The 21,068-nt window shown below is 66.4% G+C and carries 18 protein-coding genes and 1 riboswitch; of the genes, 11 read left to right on the top strand and 7 right to left on the bottom strand.

The genetic code is table 11. The features are described from left to right. Positions 1-58 precede the first annotated feature (58 nt). The 4 genes from A5747_RS20585 (at position 59) to metE (ending at position 5,618) form a co-directional block, all read left to right on the top strand. A complete protein-coding gene (locus A5747_RS20585) occupies positions 59-1,366 on the top strand; it encodes a TetR/AcrR family transcriptional regulator (protein ID WP_076127714.1) in 1,308 nt (435 codons plus the stop codon). Between the two features lie 96 nt (positions 1,367-1,462). Then, positions 1,463-2,305, top strand: coding sequence for an SDR family oxidoreductase (locus A5747_RS20580; RefSeq protein ID WP_076127712.1), 843 nt, complete (start codon positions 1,463-1,465; stop codon positions 2,303-2,305). A gap of 147 nt (positions 2,306-2,452) precedes the next feature. Next, complete coding sequence (locus tag A5747_RS20575; protein ID WP_076127710.1) at positions 2,453-3,094, top strand: NAD(P)-dependent oxidoreductase; 642 nt, start codon at positions 2,453-2,455, stop codon at positions 3,092-3,094. Further along, a riboswitch (cobalamin riboswitch) is annotated at positions 3,083-3,245 on the top strand. Its footprint overlaps the gene before it by 12 nt. Positions 3,246-3,335: 90 nt before the next feature. Further along, positions 3,336-5,618 (top strand): 5-methyltetrahydropteroyltriglutamate--homocysteine S-methyltransferase, encoded by a 2,283-nt coding sequence (metE, locus tag A5747_RS20570; protein WP_233148096.1) that lies wholly within the window; start codon positions 3,336-3,338, stop codon positions 5,616-5,618. A 52-nt stretch (positions 5,619-5,670) separates the two neighbouring features. Here the strand turns inward: metE and A5747_RS20565 are convergent, their stop codons facing one another. After that, a complete protein-coding gene (locus A5747_RS20565; protein ID WP_076127706.1) occupies positions 5,671-7,410 on the bottom strand; it encodes a DUF3556 domain-containing protein in 1,740 nt (579 codons plus the stop codon). 123 nt (positions 7,411-7,533) lie between these two features. Here A5747_RS20565 and A5747_RS20560 point away from each other — a divergent pair, with 123 nt between their 5' ends. Further along, entirely contained in the window at positions 7,534-7,761 is a 228-nt protein-coding gene (locus A5747_RS20560; RefSeq protein WP_076127704.1) for a hypothetical protein, read from the top strand. Between the two features lie 28 nt (positions 7,762-7,789). Here A5747_RS20560 and prpD read toward each other — a convergent pair whose 3' ends face one another. Then, positions 7,790-9,280 (bottom strand): 2-methylcitrate dehydratase PrpD, encoded by a 1,491-nt coding sequence (gene prpD, locus A5747_RS20555; protein ID WP_142245659.1) that lies wholly within the window; start codon positions 9,278-9,280, stop codon positions 7,790-7,792. Between the two features lie 171 nt (positions 9,281-9,451). Here prpD and A5747_RS20550 point away from each other — a divergent pair, with 171 nt between their 5' ends. Continuing rightward, positions 9,452-11,392, top strand: coding sequence for a hypothetical protein (locus A5747_RS20550; RefSeq protein ID WP_233148095.1), 1,941 nt, complete (start codon positions 9,452-9,454; stop codon positions 11,390-11,392). A gap of 99 nt (positions 11,393-11,491) precedes the next feature. Beyond that, complete coding sequence (locus tag A5747_RS20545) at positions 11,492-12,874, top strand: FAD-dependent oxidoreductase (RefSeq protein WP_076127700.1); 1,383 nt, start codon at positions 11,492-11,494, stop codon at positions 12,872-12,874. A 4-nt stretch (positions 12,875-12,878) separates the two neighbouring features. On the opposite strand, the gene A5747_RS20540 is transcribed toward A5747_RS20545, so the two are convergent. Continuing rightward, complete coding sequence (locus tag A5747_RS20540) at positions 12,879-13,388, bottom strand: DoxX family protein (RefSeq protein WP_076127698.1); 510 nt, start codon at positions 13,386-13,388, stop codon at positions 12,879-12,881. Positions 13,389-13,405: 17 nt separating this feature from the next. Between A5747_RS20540 and A5747_RS20535 the strand changes: the two genes are divergently transcribed. Genes A5747_RS20535 through A5747_RS20525 form a run of 3 tightly spaced genes read left to right on the top strand, consistent with a single transcriptional unit; the run spans position 13,406 to position 16,322 of the window. After that, positions 13,406-14,071 carry an NADPH-dependent F420 reductase gene (locus A5747_RS20535; protein WP_233148094.1) on the top strand — a complete coding sequence of 222 codons (666 nt, stop codon included), beginning with the start codon at positions 13,406-13,408 and terminating at the stop codon, positions 14,069-14,071. Positions 14,072-14,118: 47 nt separating this feature from the next. Next, entirely contained in the window at positions 14,119-15,711 is a 1,593-nt protein-coding gene (locus tag A5747_RS20530; protein WP_076127696.1) for a pyruvate, phosphate dikinase, read from the top strand. Then, positions 15,708-16,322, top strand: coding sequence for a MarR family transcriptional regulator (locus tag A5747_RS20525; RefSeq protein WP_076127694.1), 615 nt, complete (start codon positions 15,708-15,710; stop codon positions 16,320-16,322). The genes A5747_RS20530 and A5747_RS20525 overlap by 4 nt, the downstream gene beginning before the upstream one ends. A 1-nt stretch (position 16,323) precedes the next feature. Here A5747_RS20525 and A5747_RS20520 read toward each other — a convergent pair whose 3' ends face one another. The 3 genes from A5747_RS20520 to A5747_RS20510 all read right to left on the bottom strand — a co-directional run bounded on the left by A5747_RS20520 (position 16,324) and on the right by A5747_RS20510 (position 19,052). Next, positions 16,324-17,574 carry a WS/DGAT domain-containing protein gene (locus A5747_RS20520; protein WP_076127692.1) on the bottom strand — a complete coding sequence of 417 codons (1,251 nt, stop codon included), beginning with the start codon at positions 17,572-17,574 and terminating at the stop codon, positions 16,324-16,326. A 4-nt stretch (positions 17,575-17,578) separates the two neighbouring features. Continuing rightward, positions 17,579-18,481 carry an alpha/beta fold hydrolase gene (locus tag A5747_RS20515; RefSeq protein ID WP_076127690.1) on the bottom strand — a complete coding sequence of 301 codons (903 nt, stop codon included), beginning with the start codon at positions 18,479-18,481 and terminating at the stop codon, positions 17,579-17,581. Positions 18,482-18,575: 94 nt separating this feature from the next. Then, complete coding sequence (locus A5747_RS20510) at positions 18,576-19,052, bottom strand: VOC family protein (RefSeq protein ID WP_076127688.1); 477 nt, start codon at positions 19,050-19,052, stop codon at positions 18,576-18,578. 138 nt (positions 19,053-19,190) lie between these two features. Between A5747_RS20510 and A5747_RS20505 the strand changes: the two genes are divergently transcribed. Beyond that, the gene (locus tag A5747_RS20505; RefSeq protein ID WP_076127686.1) at positions 19,191-20,051 is read left to right on the top strand and encodes an alpha/beta fold hydrolase; all 861 of its coding nucleotides are present in this window, start codon (positions 19,191-19,193) and stop codon (positions 20,049-20,051) included. Here the strand turns inward: A5747_RS20505 and gnd are convergent. Beyond that, positions 20,044-21,066 carry a phosphogluconate dehydrogenase (NAD(+)-dependent, decarboxylating) gene (gene gnd, locus A5747_RS20500; protein WP_076127684.1) on the bottom strand — a complete coding sequence of 341 codons (1,023 nt, stop codon included), beginning with the start codon at positions 21,064-21,066 and terminating at the stop codon, positions 20,044-20,046. The two genes, A5747_RS20505 and gnd, sit on opposite strands and share 8 nt — an antisense overlap. Positions 21,067-21,068 lie beyond the last annotated feature (2 nt).

Here is a 21,068-nt window from a genome sequence, read left to right as displayed (position 1 = left end):
AGTTTATTCCGGGAAGTCTGGTAGCCTTTAACAAAGATTTGGTTCGGCGGGAGGACGAATGGCCAAGGCCGAATCATTGGCTGCCGGGCGACCGGTGGATCGTTTCGATCAAGGCGGCACGGACGACTCGGGAACGCGGCGCACCGAGATCCTGCAGACGGCTGCATCGCTGATCGCCTCCTCGGGACTGCGGACGTCGTTACAGGAAATCGCCGACGCAGCAGGCATTCTCCCCGGCAGCCTCTATCACCATTTCGAGTCCAAAGAGGCGATCCTCGTCGAGCTGATACGCCGGTATCAGGACGATTTGGACCGCATCGGGCTGGCGGCCCAGGCGAGACTGGACGAACCCGACTCGAGGCCGGTCGCGGAGCAGATCATCCAGCTGGGATCCGCGATCGCCAATTGCGCCGTGCAACACGCGGCTGCCCTGCAGATGTCGTTCTACGAGGGGCCGAGCGCGGATCCCGAACTCGTGAAGCTCACCCAACAGCAGCCCACCGCGATTCAGCAGGCGATGCTGCAGACGCTGCGCGCCGGCCGGTGGAGCGGCTACATCAAACAAGACATCGACCTTCCCACGCTGGCCGACCGCATCTGCCAGACCATGCTGCAGGTCGGGCTCGACGTCATGCGCCACACCGCTCCCGCCGACCAGGTGGCCGAGCTGCTGTGCCGAATCATCTTGCAAGGGTTGGCGGCCCGGCCATCTACCGATTCGGCGCTGGACCGGTCCAACGCTTTCAAGGCCGCCAGTGACGTGATCGAGACGTGGGCCGACGACAGCGAGGCCGATCCCCGCGACAAGGCGGCCCACATCCGGGCCGTGGCACGAACGGAGTTCGGCCGCAAGGGATATGAAGTCACCACGATCCGGGACATCGCCTCGGCCGCGGGCATGGGTACCGGGACGGTCTATCGCGTGATCGGATCCAAGGACGAACTCCTCGCGTCGATCATGGAGTCCTTCGGCAGGAAGGTCGAGGCCGGATGGGTCAGCGTGCTGCGTTCGGATGCCACCCCCATCGAAAAGCTGGACGCGCTCAGCTGGGTCAACGTCAACGCACTGGACCGGTTTTCCGACGAGTTCCGGATTCAGCTCGCCTGGATGCGGCAATCCCCGCCGAACACTCCCAACCCCGGTTGGCTGTACGCAACGCGCCTTCGCCAGATGAAATCACTGCTCTCCGATGGAATCCGGTCGGGCGAGATCCGCGTCGACGCCGCCTCCACCGCGATGCTGGCGCGGTGCGTCATCGGCCTGCAGTGGATACCGGAGAACATCCTTCGCGCCGTCGGCCGTCGGACGGCGCTGGTGCACGCCCGCGACACCGTCCTACGTGGTGTTGCCGTCCGCGGCAAATAAGGCCGCTAATCCGGACCCGGTATTGAGCCAAATAACTGTTACCCATACAGTTGAGCAGTTAGAACCGCGTTGGCATTATCCGAGAAGGGGATTTCCATGACCATTGTCGATCGGCTGCGCTACGACGGCAAGCGCGCGCTCGTTGTCGGTGGTGCGACAGGCATGGGCGCCGCGGCGGCCAAGTCGGCGGGCGAGCTCGGCGCCGAGGTCATCGTGATGGACTACGCGCCGGTGAACTACGACGTCGCCAAGTCCATCCAGGTGGACCTGCGCGATCCCGCGTCGATCGACGCCGCGCTCGAGCAGCTGGACGGCCCGGTCCACGCCGTGTTTTCGGCCGCCGGCATTGCGGAGGGAACGACGGACCTGATGGCGATCAACTTCCTCGGCCACCGGTACCTGCTCGAGCGCCTGCTCGAGAAGAACCAGCTTCCCTCGGGCGCGGCGATCTGCTTCATCTCCTCGGTCGCCGGCATGGGCTGGGAGAACGACTTGGACTTGCTGAACGAGTTCCTGGCCACGCCGGACTTCGCGACGGCCCAGGACTGGGTCAAAGCGCACGAATCGGAAGGCATCATCCACTACGGCTTCTCCAAGAAGGTGGTCAACGCCTACGTGGCCACGCAGGGCTATCCGCTGCTGAAGAAGGGCATCCGCATCAACGCGATCTGCCCGGGCCCCACCGATACCCCGCTGGCCCAGGCCAACGCCGACCTATGGCTCACCTTCGCGCAGGACTACCGCGACGAGACCGGCTCCAAAGTGCATACCCCGGAGCAAATGGGCGATGTCATGTGCTTCCTCAACAGCGCCGCCGCGTTCGGCATCAGCGGGATCACGCTCCTGGTGGACTACGGGCACACGATGGCGTCGCTCACGGGCGCCTACCCGCCCGGCAAGCCGATCATCGACCTGATCATGGGGCGGGTAAAACTCTAGGGGCGATCGCGAGCGCGGCGTAGCCGGGCGAAGCGGATCGCCGCATAGTCCAAGCCTCGCTCAGCCGTGAGTGCCCGGCCAGCCGGGCGCAAAGCCGCGACTGCCCGGCCAGCCGGGCGCTCGGCGCAAACGCAGTACCGTCGGGGCATGGCACGCATCGTCATCATCGGCGGCCACGGCAAGGTCGCGCTGCAGCTGGCCCACATCCTCTCCGAGCGTGGCGACGAGGTGACCTCGGTCTTCCGCAATCCCGAGCACTCCGACGACGTCGCGGCCACCGGCGCCCAGCCGGTGGTGGCCGATATCGAGCAGCTGGATACCCCCGCGCTTGCCGAATTGCTGAGCGGGCACGACGCGGTCGTCTTCTCCGCCGGAGCCGGCGGTGGCAATCCGGCACGCACCTATGCCGTCGATCGCGACGCCGCGATCCGGGCCATCGATGCGGCCGGGCAGGCGGGCGTGCCGCGGTTCGTGATGGTGTCGTACTTCGGTGCCGGCCCGGATCATGGTGTATCGCAAGATAATCCGTTCTTTGCATACGCCGAGGCCAAGGCCGCCGCCGATGCCCATCTGCGCTCCAGCGCGCTGGACTGGACGGTGCTGGGACCGGGCCGGCTCACCCTCGAACCCGCCACCGGCCGGATCGCGATCGGCAAGGGCAATGGTGAGGTGTCGCGAGCCGACGTCGCGCTCGTCGTCGCGGCCGCGCTGGCAGACGACTCCACCATCCGCCGCACCATCGGATTCAACAATGGCGAAGTGCCCATCGCGGAGGCGCTGGCCGACTGACGCGCCGGCATCGAGCGAGGCATGTTAGACACGCGTCGCGAGAGGGAACCCGGTGAAAGTCCGGGACAGTCCCGCAGCGGTAAGCCCGTAGGAGCACCACGACAGTGCGCGCCTGCGAGTCCGAAGACCTGCCGGCTGTGCCGGGCGCGCCGTGTCCGGCGGGCTCATCGCCTCGTGGAATGGGCGTTTGGCCGTGGCCGTTGCGGTTGGTGTGCCAAACCGTCGAATGAAGGACGACATCGTGACTCACTTGGTAAGTAGTCCACCATTCACCGCCACGGTTACCGGCTCGCCGCGCATCGGCCCGAAACGCGAACTCAAGCGCGCGACCGAAGGCTACTGGGCCGGACGCACCAGCCGATCGGAATTGGAGTCCGTCGCCGCCACATTGCGCCACGACATGTGGGCAAGCCTGGCAGCCGCCGGCCTGGATTCGGTGCCGGTGAACACCTTCTCGTACTACGACCAGATGCTCGACACGGCCGTCATGCTCGGCGCCCTACCGGCCAGGGCCGCGGACGTCCCCGATGAGCTGGACCGCTACTTCGCCGCCGCGCGTGGCAATGACGAGGTCGCGCCGCTGGAAATGACCAAGTGGTTCGATACCAACTACCACTACCTGGTTCCCGAGATCGAGCCCGCAACCCGGTTCGCGCTGAACCCGGACAAGGTCCTTTCCGAGCTGAAAGAGGCGCTCGGACAAGGCATTCCGGCGCGTCCGGTGGTCATCGGGCCGGTGACCTTCCTGCTGTTGAGCAAGGGCGTCAACGGCGGCGGCGCACCGATCGAGCGGCTGCAGGAGCTGGTCCCGATCTACTCCGAGCTGCTGTCGCTGCTCGCCGACAACGGCGCGCAGTGGGTGCAGTTCGACGAGCCGGCGCTGGTAACCGACATCTCCCCCGACGCGCCCGCGCTGGCCGAGACCGTGTACGACGCGCTGGGCTCGGTGAGCAACCGCCCCGCGATCCACGTCGCGACCTACTTCGGCGACCCGGGCGCGTCCCTGGCGGGGCTCGCCCGCACACCCATCGAGGCGATCGGCGTCGACCTGGTCGCCGGCGCCGACACGGCCGCGGCCGGCATCCCGGAATTGGCCGGCAAGACCCTGGTGGCCGGCATCGTCGACGGACGCAATGTCTGGCGCACCGACCTGGAGGCCGCGCTGGGCAAACTGGCGACCCTGCTCGGCTCCGCGGCCCATGTCGCGGTGTCGACGTCGTGCTCGACGATGCATGTGCCGTACTCGCTGGAGCCGGAAACCGAGCTCGACGATGCCCTGCGCGGCTGGCTGGCCTTCGGGCGGGAGAAGGTCGCCGAGGTAGTGACGCTGGCGCGGGCGCTGCACGACGGACGCGACACGGTCGCCGACGAGATCGCGGCGTCCAACGCCGCCGTCGCCTCCCGTCGCGGCGACCCACGGCTGCACAACGGACAAGTCCGGGCGCGGATCGACTCGATCGTCGCGTCGGGCACCCATCGCGGTGAGGCGGCCGCGCGCCGCGCGAGCCAGGAGGCGCGGCTACACCTGCCCCCGCTGCCGACCACGACGATCGGCTCTTACCCGCAGACGTCGGCAATCCGCAAGGCGCGCGCGGCTTTTCGGGCCCGCGAGATCGACGAGGCCGAGTACATCGGCAAGATGCGCAAGGAGATCGCCGACGTCATCGCCCTGCAGGAACAACTCGGCCTGGACGTGCTGGTGCACGGCGAGCCGGAGCGCAACGACATGGTGCAGTACTTCGCCGAGCAGCTCGAGGGCTTCTTCGCCACGCAGAACGGCTGGGTGCAGTCCTACGGCAGCCGCTGCGTCCGGCCACCGATCCTGTACGGCGACGTGGTGCGCACCCATCCGATGACGGTCGAGTGGATCACCTACGCGCAGTCCCTGACCGACAAGCCGGTGAAGGGAATGCTGACGGGCCCGGTCACCATCCTGGCCTGGTCGTTCGTGCGCGACGACCAGCCGCTGGCCGACACCGCCAACCAGGTGGCCCTGGCGATTCGGGACGAGACCGTGGATCTGCAGGACGCGGGTATCGCCGTCATCCAGGTCGACGAGCCGGCGCTGCGCGAGCTGCTGCCGTTGCGTCGCGCCGAGCAGGACGAGTACTTGCGTTGGGCCGTAGGCGCTTTCCGGTTGGCTACGTCCGGGGTCGCCGACTCGACGCAGATCCACACGCACCTGTGCTACTCAGAGTTCGGCGATGTCATCGGGGCCATCGCCGACCTTGACGCCGACGTCACGTCCATCGAGGCGGCGCGCTCACACATGGAGGTGCTGGACGACCTGAACGCCGCCGGCTTCGCCAACAGCGTGGGTCCGGGCGTCTACGACATCCACTCGCCGCGAGTGCCGAGCGAAGGCGAGATGGCCGAGTCGTTGCGTGCGGCGCTGCGCGCCGTTCCGGCACAACGGCTTTGGGTCAATCCCGACTGTGGGCTGAAGACGCGCAATGTCGACGAGGTCACCGCGTCGCTGCGAAACATGGTCGCCGCGGCGCGGGAAGTCCGAGCGTCGGCCTGACTCCACGGGCGTAACACCACGGCGGCTTTTAGCCCGAAATTTCGCCCTGGCGTTACGCCTGGCGCGCCTCGTCCGACAGCACCTGGACTGGGACGTCGTCGGCCCAGGGTTGGCGGGTCACCATGTCGGCGACCCGGACGATGCCGCGCTCGAATTCGCCTGTGGCGGCGTCGACTAGGCGATACTCCTGGGTCTGCTTGTGGATGGGCTGCGCGTCGAGCAGGACCACACGCACTTCGCCCGGCTCGAAGTGACAGCGCTCCTGCATCGCGGCGATCAGTTGTTCGTTGTGCATGTGGCCGTCGCCGAAGTTCCAGCCGATGGCGGTGCTGCAGATCCGCTCGCCGTCGGTGATGACGTAGTCGTCCTCGTTCTGGCCGGCCATCGCGCGGTGCGCCAAGGTGAACAGCGCGCGGCCGTGGGTGTTGAATCCGCGGAACGCGTACCCCATGTAGATCGGGATCTGCGCGGCTTCCGGGCTGCCGTAGAAGCGCTCCAGCTGAGCCTGCGGCATGCTCGCGATCGCCACGATGCCCCTACCGATCTTGTCGTTGGCTGACGGCTTGATGCACCACAGCGTGGTGTCCCAGTTTCCGGCGTAATAGCGCATGCCCGGCAGGAACGAAATCTTGCGCGGGAACAGGTTGCCCAGCGCGACGATGCCCGCGATGACGACGAACAGGATCGCCACCGGCACAGGGTGTTTTAGGTCGCCCAATCCCAAGCGGGCATGGGCGACGAACAACGACAACACACCGAAGATCATGAAGACGTTCCACTCCAGCGGCACCCCCATGGGGATGGACACCAGGATTCCCAGATGGAAGCACACCATGACGATGGCCGCGATCGTGGTCGGCCAGCCGCCGTGGCAGAAGAACAGCGGCAACGGGACCAACATCTCGATGGCGGTGCTCAGGTGAGCGAGCAGCCGCGACAGCAGCCCCGGCCGCAGGTCGTCGGGGAACTTCTCGAAGAAGCGCCGTTTCAGCCACCGGGGCCGCATGAGCGGGTTGTTGGACATCATCGTGGAGATCACGAACGGGAAGTGCTTGTTGAGCTTCGACGTCGCCGCGCCCATCCAGATCACCAGGAACACCAGCTTGGCGGCGACGATCATGTCGACGCCCCCGAACAAGAACGTCACCGTCATGGTCACGTACACCTCGCCGCGAGCGGCGAGAAAGATCACCTTGTCGCGCAGCCCCAGCACGCCTACGAGGAGCAGGATCGTCACGATTTCCCACGTCGGGAGCAACCCGATCGTCGTGCCCAATTCGGGCACCGGCCCGGTGCCGTCCGAGAACAGCGCCCTCAGCGTCACCAGCAACAGCAGCGCGTATAGCGCGACATCGAACGGGGTGCGCTTGGTTCCGCTGGTTCCCGGCACACGATCCGGCCACGGTGGCAACCGGATGGTGCCGAACCGCATCCAGTACAGGATCGAGCCCAGGGGCGGGAAGAACCGGTTGTTCAGCGGACCGAAGCCGCAGCCCAGCCCGATCACCTCGAAGAGCATCGTGTAGAGCACGACCTTCTCGAAAACGATCGGTTCCGACCACCACGACGCGACGTTGGTGAAGCCGCCGATTCCGTTGGTGGCCGAGGCAAACAACCACGCAAAAAGGATGTAAAGAAGGATTTTGACGACGTAGAACAGGTGCAGTGCGACCGGTGTGCCGAAGCCCACCTCGGCCCAGTGCCTGGCCATCGGGCGCATCTTCTCGCTGCGGGTGCCCTTGCTCCACTCGGCCATGTCGATCTGCGGCAGATCAGGCTTGAGAAATCCCATGGTTTGACAGATTAGAACGCGTTCTAGGCGCGTGGCTTGGGTAGGGGCGAAGAATCCTTTGCCTGTGGCTCTCTCGCCGGATACGGTGAGGTCGGGTCGGCATGTCCTGGGGAGACATCCATCATGAGCAAACTTCGATACGGCATCGCGGCGCTGATCGCTGCCGTGGCACCGGTCGCCTTCGCCGCCGCGGTCGGTACCGCCCGCGCCGACCCACCGGCACCCGGCGACGCGTGCACGGTATTGCACGCGACCACCAAAGACGCCAACGCCCGGATGATGTGGTGCAACCCGACGATGACCGGCGACCACACGCTGGTGTGGCAGTACGGCGGACCTTCCACGCCTTAGCCCCAAAGCCAAGGCAGCACAATCCAACTCAGCCGAAGATTCCCGGCGGGATGACCGGCGCGGTGTCCAGCATCCGCGGGTCGACCACCACGTTCAGCGCATCCACGGCCTCGAGCTCGGCCAGCGATTCCACCGCGGACAAGAACCTACGCTGCTCGGCCGGCTCCACGATGCCGTCGGCTAGGTCGGAGAACTTCTGCATATACTGCGGGCGCCGAAAAGGCCGCGCCCCCAACGGATGTGCGTCGGCGACGGCCAGCTCGTCGGAGATCACCTCGCCGCTCTTGAGCGTCACCTCCGCCCGCGCACCGAAGGCCGGATCCGTCGAGTGATACCGGCGGGTCCATTCGGGGTCTTCGACGGTGGAGATCTTGCGCCACAGTTCGACGGTGTCGCGCCGGTGGGCCCGCGCCGGCGCGTAGGAGCGTTCGTGATGCCAGGCGCCGTCCTGCAGTGCGACGGCGAAGATGTAGGGCAGCGAGTGGTCCAGCGTTTCCCGTGACGCATCGGGGTCGAACTTTTGCGGATCGCCGGAGCCCGTCCCGATCACCACATGGGTGTGGTGGCTGGTGTGCAGCACGATCGAGGCGACCTCGTCGAGATCGCCTAAGCGCTGGCGCAGCCGCCGTGCCATGTCGATCGGCGCCTGACTCTGGTACTCCGCCGAATGCTCCTTGGTGTAGCTGTCCAGGATGGCCCGCTTCGGCTCGCCGGGAGCGGGCAGCGGCACGTGATACTCGCGCTCGGGTCCACCCAGCAGCCAGGCGATCAGGCCGTCCTCGCCCTCCCAAATCGGCGCCGGTGAGCGCTCGCCGCGCATCGTCCGGTCGACCGCCTCGATGGCGATCTTTGCCGCGTGCGCCGGCGCGAACGCCTTCCAGCTGGAGATCAGGCCCTTGCGGGATTGGCGGGTGCTCGTAGTCAGGTGCAGCGCTTGTCCGATCGCGTGGTAAATGGTCTCGGTGTCGAGCCGAAGCATGGTTCCCAGACCGGCAGCCACCGAGGGTCCGAGATGCGCGACATGGTCAATCTTGTGCTCGTGCAAGCAGATTCCGCGCGACAGGCCGATCTGGATTTCATATGCGGTCGCCACGCCGCGCACCAGGTCGGCACCGGGCACGCCGAGCTGCTGCGCCACCGCGACGAGCGGCGGGATGTTGTCGCCGGGATGCGAGTATTCCGCGGCCAGAAACGTGTCGTGGAAGTCGAGCTCGCGCACGGCGACGCCGTTGGCCCACGCCGCCCATTCGGCCGAATAACCGCCCCCAACGCCGAAGACCGCAGCCCCCGGCCGCGCGGGATGGGCCAGCGCCTGCACGCGGGCCACGGCGACCGGACGGCGCAACACGGCCGCGGCGCTGACGGCGGCGTTGTCGATGATCCGATTCGCCACCATCTCCGCGGTATCCGGCTCGACGGCAACCGGATCGGCGGCGACCTCGGCGATCTTGGCGGCCAGATGTTCGGCGCGCGGAAAGTCATCGGAGCTGCGCCGCGTCCGGACGGTATGCACCATCATCATCCGCACCCTATGCAAAGCGGCAGCAGCTTGCCGTATTCGTCAACCGTTTGGATCGACCGGCGGGACGGATTTCCGCGAAGCGGTTCTGTCGTATCGCGACGCCGCGGCGCGTTGCGGAATAGCATGCCATTCGTCCCAATAAGTTGCCGATACGGTGCGAGGGAAATCATGTTCAAAATATTCCGGAACAGAGTGTCGGCAGCGGCAATTATTGTCGGTTTCACCGTCGCCCCGTCCTGCTCGCCTTTCGAGCCGACAGATACCTGCCAGGGCCCGGCCGAAGATGCCATGACGCAACCCGCTGCGGGCCAGGGTACCGACCCAATGGGGATGGCCGAAGAGACTCCGCCCTGTTCCTTGTACTTACTGGCAAAGAACGATCCCGTGCCGCCGCGCTATGCCGGGATCGGAAGCGCGCATTGGGACGTGCCGGCTGGCCAGGCGTATTTTGATCAGGGACTGCGATTTTTCTTCGCTTTCAACAGCCGGGAATCCTATCGCGCATTCCACGAAGCGGCGAATGAGGCCGAGAATAGTAACGTGCCCTGCTCCGCATGTTATTGGGCCCAAGCTCTCCCTCTTGGAGTAGACATCAATGAGTTGGAACAATCGCCGTATGATCGAACGCAAGCGATTGCCGTCCTCCATAGAGCTGAGAAAGCTAATCCAAGCCCAAAGGATCGAGCGATTATTGACGCTTTACTGGAGCGCAACCAGGATTGCAGCGGTCAGGACGAAAAAAAATGCCAGAAGAATCGCAACCTAGCCTATTACAGAGGGATGGTAAAAGTACTGAACGGGTTCGGTAGCAATGACCCTAACGTCGTCACGCTCTTCGCCGACTCCGTCATGAACCTGACGCCTTGGAGATATTGGGACAACGTCGGAAAGCCCGTCTCCAACGAGGTCACGGATGCACAGAAGCAACTAGAGAAGGCCCTGAACCTCCCCTTATATATGCAAAACGAAGGGCCCATCCACTTTTATATCCATCTGATGGAGGGGTCGTGGACCCCCGTCGTCGCAAGACAACACGCCGACCTGTTGGCGCCGCCGACGCCATTGGCGCCGAACGCGGGCCATCTGGTCCACATGCCGTCACACATCTACTACCGAATCGGGGACATGCAGGACGCGATCACGGCCAACAAGGCAGCCATCGAGGCAGACGACGCGTATTTCGCCAAGGAGCCGAATTTGTACCGCCCAGATGGTGACCGCTACAAATATGAATATTATCCCCATAATATGCATCTCTTACTCGCTGCTGCCGTTCTGAGCGGTGACACCCCAGACAGGGACATCGACCGTTACTCGAAAAAGCTGTTCCAATCGCTGCCGGATAGTGGAAATGGACTCCGGGCGGAGAAATATCGCACTGTCTACTACCTCGCAAAGCTGAATTTCTCCACCACGGCGGATATTCGTAAATTCGCGGAGCCCGATCCTTTCGAGCAGCAGCCGATTGCTAACCTCGCCTATCACTTTACGCAAATGATGGCGGATATCTGGGACGGAAATAAGCCCACGGAGACCGCCGACCGGTTCTATGACGACCTCAGCAAAATTCGCAGCGCCGCACGCAAGACCGAAACGAACGAGGATTGCGATCCCAACGTGCGGCTCCCCCGCGATAAGGACCTATGCCTAGCCTCGATCCTCAATTACCTAGGACGTGCGCGAATGGCCGTCTTCGACGCAAAGCGAGGCGATGGCACGAGGTGGGCCGATGCAGAGGCCTGGGCTCGACGCGCTCTAGATATTGACACAAAATTGGGCTATTACGAGCCTCCGTTGTGGCTCTACCCCACGCGTCAGACCGTGGCCTCGGTCCTGATCCAAAAGGCGGATGCGATCGGTCCCGGAGCGAAGGAGTGGAAGCCGTCTCTGGACGAGGCCAAGCGGCTGCTGCTGGAAAGCCTGGATGGGCCCCCGACCACCCGGCCTGGCGAAATCCCTGTAGGGACGTATCCCGGAAACGGCTGGGCTTATTTCGGGCTGCTGGAGATCGCGAAACGCTACGACCCGGCCGGCGTCGGTCAGGCCACCCTAGACCTCAAGACGCATTGGTTCGGAGACCCCGGATTCCAGAGCCTCGATCGCATGTAGGTCGATACGAAAGCCGTGAATGAATTCCGCGCGAACGGAACTCCGCCTCATGGCGATCGGTGTAGTTTGCTGCTGGGGCGGGCTAGGTGAGGAGCCGTCATGGCGGACGTCGATTATTGCGTAGTCGGAGCGGGTTTCGCGGGTTTGACGGCCGCGTTCCGGCTGAAGCAGGCGGGCCGCTCGGTGGCCTTGCTGGAGGCGCGCGACCGGGTCGGCGGTCGAACCTTCACCGTCACTCGCGACGACGGCACCTGGATCGACCGCGGCGGCGCCTGGATCGGGCCGGGCCAGGACCGGATTTACGCGCTGATGGGCGAATTCGGTGTGCCGGAATACAAACAGCACCTCGACGGTGACGCGATGATGATCGTCGGCGGCAAGAAGCACCGCTATGGCGGGACGATCCCGTGGACGATGAGCCCCTGGGCCGTCACCAACCTTGGCATCGGTTTGCTCTCGTTCGACAAGATGTGCAAATCGATCCCGCTCGAAGCGCCGTGGGAGGCAAAGCACGCCGCCGAGTGGGACCGCATCACGGTGGGTGAATGGATCGCGAACAACACCATGTCCAAACAAGCCCGCGAGATGCTCGACATGGTGCTGGCCGGCACCTACACCTCGGCGGGGTCGGAGACGTCGCTGCTGTGGGCGCTGACCCAAATGGGATCCTCCGGCGGGGGTGCAACCTTCGTCATTTCAGTCAAGGGCGGCGCGCAGGAAGCCCGGCCGGTGGGTGGGATGGGCGCCCTGCACCGGCCGATGGTGGCCGCACTGGGCGACGCGCTGCACCTTTCGCAGCCGGTCCGGCAGATCAGCCAAGACGACGACGGCGTGACCGTGAGCGCTGACGGTTTGACGGTGCGGGCTCGGCGGGCCATCGTGGCGATACCGTTGGCGGTCGCCAGCTCGATCGTCTACGAGCCGATGCTGCCGGTGGATCGGGCGCTGCTGCATCAGCGGATGCCAAGCGGCGCGGTCATCAAGATCTCGGCCATCTATGACGAGCCGTTCTGGCGCGCCGATGGGCTGTCCGGCCAGTCGGCCGCGCCGGGAACCCCGGCCTCCCTGACCATCGATGCGTGCACCGATACCGGTAACCCCGGGGTCATGTGCGTCATCACCGAAGGGCCGGCGGCGCGCCGGCTGACAAAGCTCGATGAGGCCGAACGGAAAGCGATCGTCATCGGCGAACTCGTCGACCGGTTCGGCAGCAAGGCCAAAGCGCCGCTGGAATTCCACGAGCAGAACTGGACCACCGAGCGCTACTCCGGCGGCGGGATGATCGGCCACGCCCCGCCGGGCGTGCTCACCGAGTTCGGATACACCCTGCGCGAGCCATGCGGCCGCGTCCACTGGGCCGGGACGGAGAGCTCCGCGATCATGTGTGGCTGGATCGACGGCGCGATCCGCTCCGGCGAACGCGCGGCGGCCGAGGTGATGGCACTCGATACCGAGGCGGTCGCCTCGCCAACGCCGGCGTGACGACTTACCCGGCTTGCTTTGCAGGGGGGCGGTAGAAGATCAGCAACTGGCCGATGGCCCCGCCGAGGCCGAGCGCTACGGACAGCACCAGGCCTGGCCATCCGTCGAGCCAGTTCTTTCCGAAGATCAGCCAATCCAGGCTGAGCCGCCCGGCGCCCAGCGTCGCCACCACCACGGCGCTGACCGCCAGCACCAGGTTGTACTCCCAGCCCTCCTTGACGATGAAGAAGCCGTTGGGGCGATGCACGGTCCACGCCGCGACCAGCATCAGCGACACGAAGCCCGCAGCCGGGATCGGGGTAAGCAGCCCGGCGGCCAGCCCGAGTCCGGCGGAGACCTCCGTGGTGGCGGCCACGGCGGCGTGGAACTTACCGGGCTTCATGCCGATGCTCTCGAACCATCGGGCGGTGCCCGGTATCCGGCCGCCGCCGAAGAATTTGTTGAAGCCATGCGCGGCGAGTGTCAGTCCCAGCACCAGCCGCAGGATCAGTAACCCGACGTCATACACATTCATAGCTGCAAACCTAGATCATGGGGCAGTCCCGTTTGCGAGTAGCGTTCCTGCACGGGAAGGAGTCCGACATCAAGATCGCGATCATCGGCGCCGGCAATGTCGGCACCACGTTGGGTACCGCCTGGCGCAACCGTGGCCACCAGGTCACATTCGGTGTCCGCAACCCCGACGACCCGAAATACGCCGAACTCGGCGGCGTCGAGACGAACGAATCCGCCGCGGCCGCCGCCGATGTCGTCGTGCTGTGCACGCCGTGGCAGACCACGCAGTCGGCGGTGCAGGGCTGCGGCGACCTCACCGGCAAAGTGCTCATCGACTGCACCAACCCGCTGACCCCCGACGTCACGGCATTAGAAGTCGGGCACACCACCTCGGGCGGGGAGGAAGTCGCGAAGTGGGCGCCCGGCGCCCGGGTCTGCAAGGCGATGAACCAGATCGGTTTCCCGATGATGGACGCACCACAACTGCCGGGCCAACCGGTGATGTTCGTCTGCGGCGACGACGACGCGGCCAGGTCGGTGACCGCCGGGCTGGTCGCCGAACTCGGCTTCGAGACCGTCGACGTCGGCGACCTGACGCTGGCACGACTCCTCGAGCCCTACGGGCTGCTCTGGATCCACCTGGCGCTACGTCGCGGGTTCGGCACGAACTTTGGCTTCGGACTGCTGCGCGGAGCGTCCTGACATACTCGTCGAGGCCTGCTGGGAAGGTCCCACCGGGGGCGGGCCGCATGACGAGGGGGTGCACCGTGGCGGTCGTCTTGCTCGACGGCGACGCGAATCTCCCGCGCGAGCTGCTGGGCAACAAGGGCCACGGCATCGACGTGATGCGCCGGCAGAAGTTGCCCGTACCGCCCGCGTTCTGCATTACCACCACGGTGGGCCTGAAGTATCACGCCGACCGGGCGGCGACGATGGATGCCATCTGGGACGACGTGCTGGACGGGATCGGCCGGCTGGAGACCGAGACCTCGCGCACCTTTGGGCGGGGCCCGCACCCGCTGCTGGTGAGCGTGCGCTCGGCAGGCACACACTCCATGCCCGGCATGATGGACACGATCCTGAACCTGGGTATGAACGACGCCGTGGAGCGGGCACTCGCCGCGCAGGCGACGCCCGAGTTCGCCCGCGACACCCGCCGGCGGTTCACGGCCACCTTCCAACGCACCGTGGGCGATACCGCAGGACCCCTACCCGCCGACGCGCACGCGCAGTTGCGCGCGGGCATCGAAGCCGTGTTCGCCTCGTGGAATTCACCGCGCGCGGTCGCCTATCGCGCCCACTACGGCCTGGACGACCGGGCAACGACCGCCGTGGTGGTGCAGGCCATGGTGTTCGGAAATCAGGGCCCCAATTCCGGTGCGGGGGCAGTGTTTTCGCGCAATCCGATCACCGGCGCCGACGAACCGTTCGGTGAATGGTTGCCCGGCGGCCAGGGCGACGACGTGGTGTCCGGGCTCGTCGACGTCGAACCGATCACCGCATTGCGCGCGGAGCAACCGGACGTCTACGACGAGCTGATGGACGCCGCCCGCAGCCTGGAGCGGCTCGGATCCGACGTACAAGAGATCGAGTTCACCGTCGAAGAAGGCAAGTTGTGGCTGCTGCAGACACGGGCGGCCGAGCGCTCGGCGCAGGCGGCGGTGCGGCTGGCGCTGCAACTGCGGCGCGAGGGGCTCATCGACGACACCGAGGCGGTGCGACGGGTGACGCCGGCGCACGTCGAGGCCCTGCTGCGTCCGGCGCTGCAGCCCGAAACACGTTTGGCCGCACCGCTTCTGGCGACCGGCTTACCCGCCTGTCCCGGCGTGGTATCGGGCAAGGCGTACACCGACGTCGACGCGGCACTGGATGCCGCAGACCGGGGGGAGCCGGTCATCCTGGTGCGCGATCACACCAGGCCCGAAGATGTCCGGGGCATGCTGGCCGCACAAGGCATCGTCACCGAAGTGGGCGGGGCGGCCAGCCACGCCGCGGTGGTGAGCCGCGAACTGGGCCGGGTGGCCGTGGTGGGTTGCGGCCGCGGAGTCGCGGCGGAGCTGGCCGGCAGGCAGATCACCGTCGACGGCAACGAAGGCGAAGTGCGCGAAGGCAATCTGACACTTTCCGCGTGGTCGGAGGCCGATACGCCCGAGCTGCGCGAACTGGCCGACATCGCACGAGCGATCGCCCCGCTGCGCGCCCACACCACCGGCGACCACCCGAGGCTGGACGACACCTCCGAGGCCGCGGTGCGCGGGGCCCTGGACGCCGGGCACAGCGACGTGGTGTCGACGACCCCGCTGATCGTCATGCTGACCGCGTTGAAGTTGGCGGGCCAGTGACGGAATTGGCTGTGCTGCAAGCGGTCCGACTAAAGGGCCGGGTGGGTCCCCCTGACCTGGCGAAGACGCTGGGCGAAGAGCTCGACGGCGTCACCACCACCGTCGAACGGCTGACAGCGTCGGGCTTGTTGGTCGACGGCGCGACGCTGAAGCTCAGTTCCAGCGGCCGCGCCCGGCTGGAGCAGCTGCTCACCGAGGAGCGAAAGGGCATCGACTCGGCCGCAATGGCCGCCGCCTACGACGACTTTCGTTCCGTGAACGCCGATTTCAAGGCGGTGGTCACCGACTGGCAGCTGAAAGGCGGCCCGGGCGGCGAGCCCAACACCCACGACGACGCCGAATACGACGCCGCGGTGCTGGCCCGCCTGGACGACGTGCACGCCCGGGTGGTTCCGATCATCGACGCGGCCGCCAGGCAGCTACCGCGGCTGACGGCCTATTCGTCGAAACTGCTTGCGGCACTGGGCAAAGTCAAGGACGGCGAGAGCGCCTGGTTGACCAGGCCGCTCATCGACTCCTACCACACCGTGTGGTTCGAACTGCACGAGGAGCTGATCGGCGCCGTCGGCCTGACCCGCGAACAAGCGGCAAGATCCGGCGACGCGCAATAGCTCACAGCGCCGCGTCGAGCAGTTGCAGGTAGGCGTCGACGCCGGCCCCCTGCCGAAAGGCCGACTCCGCGGCGTGCACGCTGATCGCGACGGTATCGCCGATGCCGTGCACGCCGTGCGTCAGGCTCATCGCCGGCGACAGCGCCGGATAGCCGGCCGTCAACACCACCGGCGCACCCCCGAAACTCAGATCCACGGGGCCGCGATTGACGCTGGACACCACCGTGTTGCCAGCCACCCGCGTCGGCCTGGCGTCGGCGTCGAATTGCGAAATGCCCCAGCGCAGCAGTGGAGCGGGCACCGCCGCGAACGCCCGGTCGGCGGAGCGCGTGGCCGGGTGCTCCATGCGACGCCGGCCGTTGGCCAGGTCGGCCGCGATCCGCTCGATGCGCGCGTTCGGGTCAAGATCGGGATACAGCCCGACAACGACGTTACTGAAATGGTTATGGGCATGCGGCACACCGGGTTTAGCCATCGGCACCTCGGCCCCCAGCGACTCGGCGGTGTCGCCCAGGAACGCGGATAGCGCCGTGGAAACCGCCGCCAGCACCCCGACCGTGACGGTCGGCCCGGGCACCTGCGAGCGGTGGCGCACCAGCGTGCGCACCGAGCGGACGCCGTCAGGGCGTTCATTGGTGGGCAGCGGCGGCCGGGAGCCGACCCCCGGCGCCACGAGTCCGGCCCGGGTATCGCGGACCAGCCGCCGATGGGTGCGGGCCGCGTCGACCGCCCGCCACGGCAGAAAACCCGCCCGCGGCCGTGTCACCCCGGGCACCGGCGCCGACCGGCCGAACAACCAGGCCGCCATCGCCGAGGCGCGGGCGCCGTCGCCCAGCGCGTGCGCGACCTGCATGACCGCGACGGAGCCCGGTCCGGCGACGCCCGGAATCCCGCGCACCGGCGTGAAGACGTCCATCCGCCAGGGCATCCGGCGGATGTCGAGCTGGTGTTCGGCGAGCGCGACGACGGCCGCCAGGCAGCCGCGCCAGCTTTGGTCGGCCAAGTCGTGACAAACCACCCGCTCCGGTCCGACGGCCGCCGGCACCCACTGCGGGTACGTCATTCGGCTGCCATCCTCAACCCTCATCCGCAGCTCCGCGCAGGCAGCAGCACGACGGCGCAGCTCTTCGACGGCATGCCCGAGATCGGCCGGCGCACCGTCGAATGCGTAGAGCAGGAACTGATCGTTGGGCAGTTTGGCCGACATCCAATAGAACTGGGCATCGACGGCCGCCATGCGGTGCGCCGACACGGCTTCAGCCGGATGGGCCGATAAACGCGAGCACTGAGTCGGCGACTTTGTCGGGCTGTTCCAGCTGCAGAAAGTGACCGGCGTGCTCGACGATGGCCGCCTCGCTGCCGGCGGGGAGCGCCTTTTCCGTCCAGTGCGTGAAAGCCGATGTCATGCAACCGTCGTCGCGGCCATGGAGATACAAACTCGGCAGGATGGGTGCCTCGGTCCAGAGCCGGTTCAACTCGGCGTACCGCTGCGGTGCTCGGGTGTTTCGCAGCGCCCGGTATGGTCCCAGCGCCGCGCGCCAGCTCTCGGCGGTCCCGATCGCGGCGTCGACGTGGCGCAGATCCTCGTCCGCGTGATAGCCGGGCGACCACCGCCGCCACAGCAGCGGTAACACCCAGGACGCGGAACGCTCTGGCAGCCAAGGCAATTGGAAGTAGAAGATGTACCAGCTGCGCAGCAGCTGACGTGATAGCAGGCGGGCCAGGCGGCCGCGCTCGGTCACCCGGCCCAGCGGGCGGAATGCCGCGGACACCGGGACCGACATGATCACCGCCTTGACGAACGGGCTGTCGGGCATCGCGGCCAGACCGGTGGCCGCCATCGCGCCCCAGTCGTGCCCGATCACCACATCGCGCTCGGTGCCGCCGGCCGCCGCGCGGACGCGGAGGGCATCGTCCATCAACGCACCCACGTGAAAACTGCCGTCGGCCGGGATCGCGGACGGGGCGTACCCCCGCATGAACGGCGCGACGACTCGCCAACCGGACTCGGCCAACCGGGGCGCCATCTTGCGCCATCCGTAAGCGGTGTCGGGGAAGCCATGCAGACACAGCGCGATCGGGCCGTCGCTCGGACCCCAGGTCAGCGCCTTCAGATCACCGCCGGGGCCGGGCACGTCGATCCAGCCTGGTTCACCCATCTTGACTCCCTGTTCGGCGCGTCCGCACGGACCAACGTAACCCGTGCGGATATAAGACGGGAGCGACTCGACGATGGGTGGGCGATCGGGCGGCCTACGGGATGAGCTCCGCTGCCCTCTCCAGGTCGGCGATCACGATCTTGCGCATCCCATACATCGCCTGGGTAGCGGCCGCCGCGCGGACACGATCCGGGTGGCCGATCAATTCGAAGAGTCGGTCGGGAACGATCTGCCAACTCAGGCCGAAGCGGTCCTTCAGCCATCCGCACTGCGATTCCTCACCCCCGTCGCTCAACCGATCCCAGTAGTAGTCGACCTCGTCCTGGTCCTTGCAATGGATCGTGAACGACACCGCCTCGCTGAACGAGAACATCGGGCCGCCGTTGATCCCGATGAATCGGGTGCCGTCCAGCACGAAGCTGCCCGACAGGACCGTGCCCGGCTCGCCAGGTCCGGCGTCGGTGGTGCGGTTGAAGCTCTCGATGTGCGAGTTGGGGAACACCGAGGTGTAGAACTTGGCCGCGTCCTCGAGGTTGTGGTCGAACCAGAGCGAGGGCGTGATCGATGGCATGCCGCCTCCTTCTTCTTAGAGCAGGGTGTGTAGTTGATTGACCCCGACGGCGTCAGAAACTCATCGGCGGCGGGGCCCGGTAGGGGGTGAATAGACAACCTAGGTAACGTCGGAGGACGACCTACCGAGAGGACGCCAATGAGCGCCGTTAGCAGCAGCCCCACGACGGTCGAATTTTCCGGTGCCGGCGGGATCACTCTGGTCGCCGACGAATGGAACCGCGGCGCCACCGACCGGCCAACGATCCTGATGCTGCACGGCGGTGGACAGAACCGGTTTTCCTGGAAAAACACGGGCCAAATCCTGGCCGACGACGGGTTTCACGTCGTGGCGCTGGACTCCCGAGGCCATGGTGACAGCGATCGCGCGCCCGACGCCGACTACGACGTCGAGACGCTGACCGCGGACGTGATGCGCGTCCTGGATGCCATTGGCCGGCCGGTGGCGATAATCGGGGCGAGCATGGGCGGGCTGACCGGCATCCTTGCCGCCCATCGGGCCGGCCCCGCGCGGGTGACCAGACTGGTCCTCGTCGACGTGGTACCGCGATTCGAGAAAGGCGGCAGCGCCCGCATCCGCGATTTCATGTTCAGCGGCCTCGACGGATTCGAATCGCTCGAACAGGCCGCCGACGCCGTTGCCGCCTACCTGCCCTACCGGGAGAAGCCACGCAGCCCCGAGGGGCTGAAAAAGAACCTGCGGCTGCGTGACGGACGCTGGTACTGGCATTGGGACCCGGCCTTCATGACCAAGCCCGGCGACGACCCCGAGCTACGCACCGAGAACTTCGAGCAGGCGGCCAGGGGACTGACAATCCCGGTTTTGTTGATACGCGGAAAGCTCTCGGACGTTGTCAGCCCCGAGGGCGTCAAGCATTTCCTGGCGACCGTGCCCAATGCGGAGTTCGTCGAACTGTCGAACGCGGGGCACACCGCGGCCGGCGACGACAACGACGCCTTCAGCGAAGCCGTCGTGACTTTCGTCGAGCGTGTTAGTTAGCGGGCTTCTCCGCGTGACCGCCGAACTGCTTGCGCATCGCCGAGAGCGCCTTGTTGGCGAAATCGTCCAGGCTGCGCGAGGCGAAGCGGGCCTGCAGCGCGGTAGTTAGCACCGGCGCGGGGACACCCTCGTCGATCGCGGCGATGGCGGTCCACCGGCCTTCGCCGGAGTCGGAGACCCGTCCCGAAAACTCCTTCAGCTCAGGCGATTCGTGCAGCGCGATGGCGGTCAGGTCCAGCAGCCAGGAACCGATGACGCTGCCCCGGCGCCACACCTCGGCGACCTCGGGGATGTCGAAGTTGAACTGATAGAACTCGGGGTTCGACAGTGGCGCCGTTTCGGCGTCGCCCTCCTGCACGTGCTTCCCGATGTCGGCGTTGCGCAGGATGTTCAGCCCCTCCGCGAGTGAGGCCATCATCCCGTACTCGATCCCGTTGTGCACCATCTTGACGAAGTGCCCCGCGCCGGACGGACCGCAATGCAAGTAGCCCTGCTCCGATTGCGCGACCTCACCGTCGCGGCCCGGCGTACGCGGTGCCGCGTCCACGCCAGGTGCGACGCTGGCGAAGATCGGCTCGGCACGGGCGAACGCCTCGTCGTCCCCGCCGATCATCAGGCAGTAGCCGCGCTCCCGGCCCCACACCCCGCCGCTGGTACCGCAGTCCAACAGGTGAATACCGTTGTCCGACAACGTCTTCGCATGACGGATATCGTCTCGGTAGTACGAGTTCCCGCCGTCGATCACGGTGTCGCCCGGCTCGAGCGTGGTGGCCAGCTCCTCGATCACTGACGTGGTGATGGTGCCCGCGGGAACCATCACCCAGACGACGCGTGGCGCGTCGAGTTTGTCGCGCAGATCCGCCAGCGAGCTCACCCCGGTGGTGCGCTCTTCACCGGCCATCGCCTTGACCGCGTCGGGATTGTGGTCGTACACCACACATTCGTGTCCGTCCTTGGCCACGCGGCGCACGATGTTGGCGCCCATCCGGCCAAGTCCGATCATGCCTAGCTGCATTT

This window comes from Mycobacterium sp. IS-836, assembly GCF_001954275.1.
Lineage (GTDB): Bacteria > Actinomycetota > Actinomycetes > Mycobacteriales > Mycobacteriaceae > Mycobacterium.
Note: the sequence above shows the minus strand (reverse complement) of the source record. Positions and strands in the feature narration are given on the sequence as shown.

What these genes read in the sequence shown, in the direction of transcription:
- A5747_RS20585 (WP_076127714.1), top strand. Translation starts at nt 59, where the DNA reads ATGGCCAAGGCCGAATCATTGGCTGCCGGGCGACCGGTGGATCGTTTC.
- A5747_RS20580 (WP_076127712.1), top strand. Translation starts at nt 1,463, where the DNA reads ATGACCATTGTCGATCGGCTGCGCTACGACGGCAAGCGCGCGCTCGTT.
- A5747_RS20575 (WP_076127710.1), top strand. Translation starts at nt 2,453, where the DNA reads ATGGCACGCATCGTCATCATCGGCGGCCACGGCAAGGTCGCGCTGCAG.
- A5747_RS20565 (WP_076127706.1), bottom strand. Translation starts at nt 7,410, where the DNA reads ATGGGATTTCTCAAGCCTGATCTGCCGCAGATCGACATGGCCGAGTGG.
- A5747_RS20560 (WP_076127704.1), top strand. Translation starts at nt 7,534, where the DNA reads ATGAGCAAACTTCGATACGGCATCGCGGCGCTGATCGCTGCCGTGGCA.
- prpD (WP_142245659.1), bottom strand. Translation starts at nt 9,280, where the DNA reads ATGATGGTGCATACCGTCCGGACGCGGCGCAGCTCCGATGACTTTCCG.
- A5747_RS20550 (WP_233148095.1), top strand. Translation starts at nt 9,452, where the DNA reads ATGTTCAAAATATTCCGGAACAGAGTGTCGGCAGCGGCAATTATTGTC.
- A5747_RS20545 (WP_076127700.1), top strand. Translation starts at nt 11,492, where the DNA reads ATGGCGGACGTCGATTATTGCGTAGTCGGAGCGGGTTTCGCGGGTTTG.
- A5747_RS20540 (WP_076127698.1), bottom strand. Translation starts at nt 13,388, where the DNA reads ATGAATGTGTATGACGTCGGGTTACTGATCCTGCGGCTGGTGCTGGGA.
- A5747_RS20535 (WP_233148094.1), top strand. Translation starts at nt 13,406, where the DNA reads ATGGGGCAGTCCCGTTTGCGAGTAGCGTTCCTGCACGGGAAGGAGTCC.
- A5747_RS20530 (WP_076127696.1), top strand. Translation starts at nt 14,119, where the DNA reads ATGACGAGGGGGTGCACCGTGGCGGTCGTCTTGCTCGACGGCGACGCG.
- A5747_RS20515 (WP_076127690.1), bottom strand. Translation starts at nt 18,481, where the DNA reads ATGGGTGAACCAGGCTGGATCGACGTGCCCGGCCCCGGCGGTGATCTG.
- A5747_RS20510 (WP_076127688.1), bottom strand. Translation starts at nt 19,052, where the DNA reads ATGCCATCGATCACGCCCTCGCTCTGGTTCGACCACAACCTCGAGGAC.
- A5747_RS20505 (WP_076127686.1), top strand. Translation starts at nt 19,191, where the DNA reads ATGAGCGCCGTTAGCAGCAGCCCCACGACGGTCGAATTTTCCGGTGCC.
- gnd (WP_076127684.1), bottom strand. Translation starts at nt 21,066, where the DNA reads ATGCAGCTAGGCATGATCGGACTTGGCCGGATGGGCGCCAACATCGTG.